This window comes from Marinicella sediminis (genome assembly GCF_002000055.1).
Taxonomy (GTDB): Bacteria; Pseudomonadota; Gammaproteobacteria; order Xanthomonadales; family Marinicellaceae; genus Marinicella; species Marinicella sediminis.
The window spans coordinates 1-4,791 of record NZ_MVBD01000025.1 but is presented as its reverse complement, the minus strand read 5'-3'; the positions used below and the strand labels follow the sequence as shown (position 1 = coordinate 4,791).

The following is a 4,791-nucleotide window of genomic DNA, read 5'->3' as shown; positions in this document are numbered from 1 at the left end:
CAGTCCCATGGTTTTCTCCGTTTAAAACCATGATTTTCAGAGATTCAGCTGTAATTAGCTGTGGCAAATATCTGAAGTGGCCGTATGATATTTCTGAGGGAGTGCCTGTCCGCGCTTTTTTTTTTAGGGAAGCAGGTGCAGATAAAGAAAATATAAACTACAGACAAATTAAACGAAATGGAAAAAGAGCGAAAAGGTTACAAAAACACAAAGAATGGGAGTAGGAAGAATGAAAAGATTATTTGTAATATTTTTAATTTTTGTATCAATAGAAATTAAAAGTAAAGAAAGTAATGATTCTAATACGTTTCTGTTAATTGGAGAACCATACAAAATCGAGTTTGTAGAGTTCAACTCTGATGAAAATAAAATCAGGCCTTCTACCTGGAAATTATCAATAAGGAATGTCGAAATAATTGAAGGCAAAGATGTTTCATATCCAAATAGGATAAGTGTTTATTTAGAGGCACGTAATGGAACTGTTATTGAAAAATATAAACAGATAGTTTTGAAGGTTGAAGGAGTGTCAGAAAAACCAGAATTACTGCATTGGTTTAAGCCTGTTCAAGTTATTTGTCTTCCAGAAAATTTGGTAGATGATGAGATGTTAGATATATATTTCGAAATCCCTATGAGTGAGTGGTCAGATAAGTGCAGGTTTTATAACGAACCAATTAAATAAAAAACAAATACAGGGACACGGAAATACAGGAGAGATAAATACAGGGACAGGCATTAGCTAGATAAACCAGTTGGAGAAATTAAGCTGGTTTATATGTCGAAAATAGTTGTATTGATTGGTCAGGAAGGTGAATGTGAGACCTGAACGCTCGGTTTTGATGAATTTAACTGAATTGGCCTGATTTCAGATGAGTTGGACGGTAGCAGACAGAATCTGCAATCAGGTTATGTTGGGTGGATAGCTACTCCAGAACTGGTTTTAATCGGTGGCCCACAGCAAATCTTTTACCGACTTTCTGGCAGAAACTTTTGAGCTGATCCACTGTGCCGACAGCGGAGAATCCGACTGATTTGAAGCCTTTAAGCTCATCGAGCCAGGTGTCTGGGTCGAGGCTCAGTCGGTCGAGAATCGGTGGTAGGTTTTCTGGAATGTATCCGCGTTTGGTTTCCAGGATTGCCCTTCCAGAATAATCAACCAGATCAAGGTAACCCGACAGTGAAAATGGCAGGTCTTTTTCATCATGGCCAAAGCCTATAAGCCTAGTGTTTTTGTCTTTAATTCTTTCCTGGATGGATGTGTAGTCAGATTGCTCGGGAGTTTTGCACATAGCGGCTCGAATAGGGTTGAGATCTACGTAGGCCATACAGGTTAGCAGCGCGCGTTCGTCTAGCAGGGCTTGGCTTTTAAACCGGCTTTCCCAAAAGTGACCAGTACAGCCATCTTCAATATTTGCCCTGCGAGCGATGTACTCATTCAGCGTTTTCATAAACCAAGAGATAGACCTCAGTCTCTTGCGATAAACATCCGCTTTTTGAATCACGAAATCCAATTGAGGTTTGCTTATGTGCTCACCCCTCAGGTAGGGCTCACAGGGTCCTGGCAAATCAAACAAGCCACCCCAAGCTATGAGTACACGTTTATCTGTCCAGTCCTTGTTGTTATTAACCTTCAAGACAATATGAAAATGATTCGACATCACCGCATATGCGCAGATGTCAATGCTGAATAATCTGTAAAGGTATTTCATGCGTTCTACGACCCACTTTCTTCGGTGCTCGAACGACCTCCCAGAGGCATGGTCATCACCACACAAAAAAGCTCTGCGGACGCATCGACTTACCACATGGTAGTAGGGTGTTTCATCTATACAAATCTGTTGTTTCCTTGCCAGTCCCATGGTTTTCTCCGTTTAAAACCATGATTTTCAGAAATTCAGCTGGAATTAGCTGTGGCAAATGTCTGAAGTGGCCGTATGATATTTCTGAGGGAGTGCCTGTCCTGGATATTCAATTGGTGGACGACGCAGTCAGGTCACCACTGCTGGGGTTACCTATGATTATGAGTATCATGCGGAACACATTCATGGTGTTGAGTTCATGAATCTGGCCTCCAACAACTCAGTTGAAAAATCTTTCCAGTATGATGATGTGGGCAACCAAATCGTTTCAGATGGCAGGGTCATTGAATACACACCATTCAATAAAGCCAGTTACCTCAGTGAGGGTGGTCACTCTGTAGAGTTTGTCTATGGGGCCAACAATGAAAAAATAATTCGCAAAGACACCACAGATGGTGAGACCACATTAACCTGGTACATCGGTAATGTGGAAATCATCAATGAAGGTTGGGCCGATGGTATGGCCAACAGTATCAAGGTGAAAAGGTACCTGGGCGACTCGGTTGTCACCCACAACAACCTTTCAAATATTGATGTCCAATATATACATAAGGATCATTTGGGCAGCACCCAGGTCATCACCAACCAATTGTTCAATGGCAATGTGACCCGTAATTTGTCATACGATGTGTTTGGCAAACGCCGCAGTTTAGGTTCCCCGGATTATAAACTATCGTTTAATCCGGTTGATGGCATCACCAACTATGGATTCACCGGGCAAAGTCATATCGACAAGCTGGGCTTGGTTAACTTCAAGGCCCGGTTATACGATCCGGATTTGGGCATGATGTTGCAGGCTGACACCGTCATTCCTCCTGGATCTGTGGTTGATTCTTTGAATCGATATGCCTATGTGTTCAATAATCCTTTGAGTTATACGGATCCGACTGGACATGTGCCGATGTCAAATGCCCTTACGGAAGTTGCCGCAAATATTATAGAAATTGACAGGCAAGTTGCAGAGAAAGCGAAACAAGAAGGTACGACTAAGAATAAAATTTACAATGAATTAAGAAGAGCAACCACAAGAACACCTGCTTCTGGTGTGAATTTTAGTACCTTTGATTCTGAAAATATGGGACAAATATTGTTGTCTGAGGACAATACAGTTTCAAATTGCATTGAGCCTTCACTTTGTGATGTTACTGAACAACCTGAGCCTTCGTATGAATGTTTATCACCAATGAGATCATGTTCAGAAGTTGCAGATGACTACTTAACAGAGTTGGACAAAAAAGGAGGGCTACCTTATCAATGGGGGTTTAATTCAGTTACCGAGGCGAATATGGCTGCTGCGGAAACCTTTGGGCCTGCAGCACAAGAATCAAATCGAGAGGTTAATTGGTATGCGTTTAAAAACAAGAACACAGGTTTATGGGGTTTTACATATCCAGGAGTTGGTAAGAAAGGATCTAAAAGTTCTAAAAAACCTTGGCAAATTAGACGAAGGTTTGATAAAAACAATAAAATTGGACTAACCCCTAATTCATTGGGGCACTCTCACTTTGATGATAATTTAAGTTTCAGTCTTACTGATCTATATAGTTTTGTAGGCCAAGCTGGAACGTTTACTTTATTGAATAAACATGGCGACTTATCGTGGACATCAGCAACAAAATTGAGTGATCTTCATGGAATAAAAGACAAAGAGGACGTGAAAAAATTAGAACATGAGAAAAACATAGGCGGTCCAATTCAGGACACAGGTGTTTACGGATTATTTTTAGGGAACATTTATGACTAAAAGTACAATAAGAGTCTTGTTATTGTTGGTTTCATTTTTTATTTCAAAATCTGGAGCTCAAGATATTATTGGTGAAGTAGAGGAGTTAGGATTTACCAACGAAAATAGAAAGTATCAAATATCTATGTATGCTCTTGCTGCAAATCCAGATGAATATAATGAAAAAATTGTATATGTATCTGGATTCATAAGCTATGCATATGAAATGCGTATATTTGCGGATAAAAGCTCATGCACCGAGTCATTTTTGGTCAACTCGATCTCACTCAGCGTCACGAAGGATGAAACTTTAGATTACAGCTCAAAACATGGGAAGTGTGAACAATTCAATGTTTCTGGTACTTTTTTAAAAATTAACGACTATGGGAAAGACAATTTTGAAAAATTGACTATAGGTCACATTGATCCAGTCTTAACTATTGATCAGAATTGAATAATCTGGACTTGTAGCCTCAAATCGACAACACAGGCAAAATACAGGGACAGGTGATCAGTATCGCCTGTCCAATTTATTGGGCGGGAACAAATTCCGAGACAGGCACTTTCAAAAGGAACCAGCTTGAGTCATTGAGCTTGAAATACTGGGACAGGCATTAGCTAGATAAACCAGTTGAAGAAATTAAGCTGGTTTATATGTCGAAAATAGTTGTATTGATTGGTCAGGAAGGAGAATGTGAGGCCTGAACGCTCGGTTTTGATGAATTTAACTGAATTGGCCTGATTTCAGATGAGTTGGACGGTAGCAGACAGAATCTGCAATCAGGTTATGTTGGGTGGATAGCTACTCCAGGGCTGGTTTCAGACGGTGACCTACAGCAAATCTTTTGCCGACTTTCTGGCAGAAACTTTTAAGCTGATCAACTGTGCCTACAGCGGAGAAACCTACTGATCTGAAGCCAGTTAATTCATCCAGCCAAGTGTCTGGATTGAGTTGCAATCGTTCGAGTATCGGCGGTAGGCTTTCAGGAATATAACCACGCTTATTTTCAAGGATAGCTCTACCAGAATAGTCCACGAGGTCCAGGTATCCTGAGAGTGAAAAAGGAAGATCATTTACGTCATAACCAAGACCGATCAGTCTGGTGTTTTTGTTTTTGATTCTTTCCTGGATGGAGGTGTATTCAGACTGCTCAGGGGTCTTCGCCATGGCAGCTCGAATTGGGTTGAGGTCCACGTAAGCCATACACG

The 4,791-nt window shown here is 40.8% G+C and carries 6 protein-coding genes; 4 read left to right on the top strand and 2 right to left on the bottom strand.

All coding sequences use genetic code 11. The features are described 5' to 3' along the window. Together B0475_RS17930 and B0475_RS17210 are read left to right on the top strand one after the other, a co-directional pair. Positions 1-224, top strand: a 224-nt coding sequence (locus tag B0475_RS17930; RefSeq protein ID WP_232781915.1) for a hypothetical protein, incomplete at its 5' end; no start/stop codon positions are given. A gap of 5 nt (positions 225-229) precedes the next feature. Continuing rightward, positions 230-682, top strand: coding sequence for a hypothetical protein (locus tag B0475_RS17210; protein WP_157893050.1), 453 nt, complete (start codon positions 230-232; stop codon positions 680-682). A 241-nt stretch (positions 683-923) separates the two neighbouring features. On the opposite strand, the gene B0475_RS17205 is transcribed toward B0475_RS17210, so the two are convergent. Further along, entirely contained in the window at positions 924-1,709 is a 786-nt protein-coding gene (locus B0475_RS17205; protein WP_232781914.1) for a transposase, read from the bottom strand. Positions 1,710-2,058: 349 nt separating this feature from the next. Between B0475_RS17205 and B0475_RS17200 the strand changes: the two genes are divergently transcribed. Both B0475_RS17200 and B0475_RS17195 read left to right on the top strand, forming a co-directional pair. Next, a complete protein-coding gene (locus tag B0475_RS17200) occupies positions 2,059-3,603 on the top strand; it encodes an RHS repeat domain-containing protein (protein ID WP_077413116.1) in 1,545 nt (514 codons plus the stop codon). Next, a complete protein-coding gene (locus B0475_RS17195) occupies positions 3,596-4,036 on the top strand; it encodes a hypothetical protein (RefSeq protein ID WP_077413115.1) in 441 nt (146 codons plus the stop codon). The genes B0475_RS17200 and B0475_RS17195 overlap by 8 nt, the downstream gene beginning before the upstream one ends. A 348-nt stretch (positions 4,037-4,384) precedes the next feature. On the opposite strand, the gene B0475_RS17190 is transcribed toward B0475_RS17195, so the two are convergent. Then, the coding region (locus tag B0475_RS17190) for a hypothetical protein (protein ID WP_456298907.1) at positions 4,385-4,791 on the bottom strand (407 nt) is incomplete at its 5' end.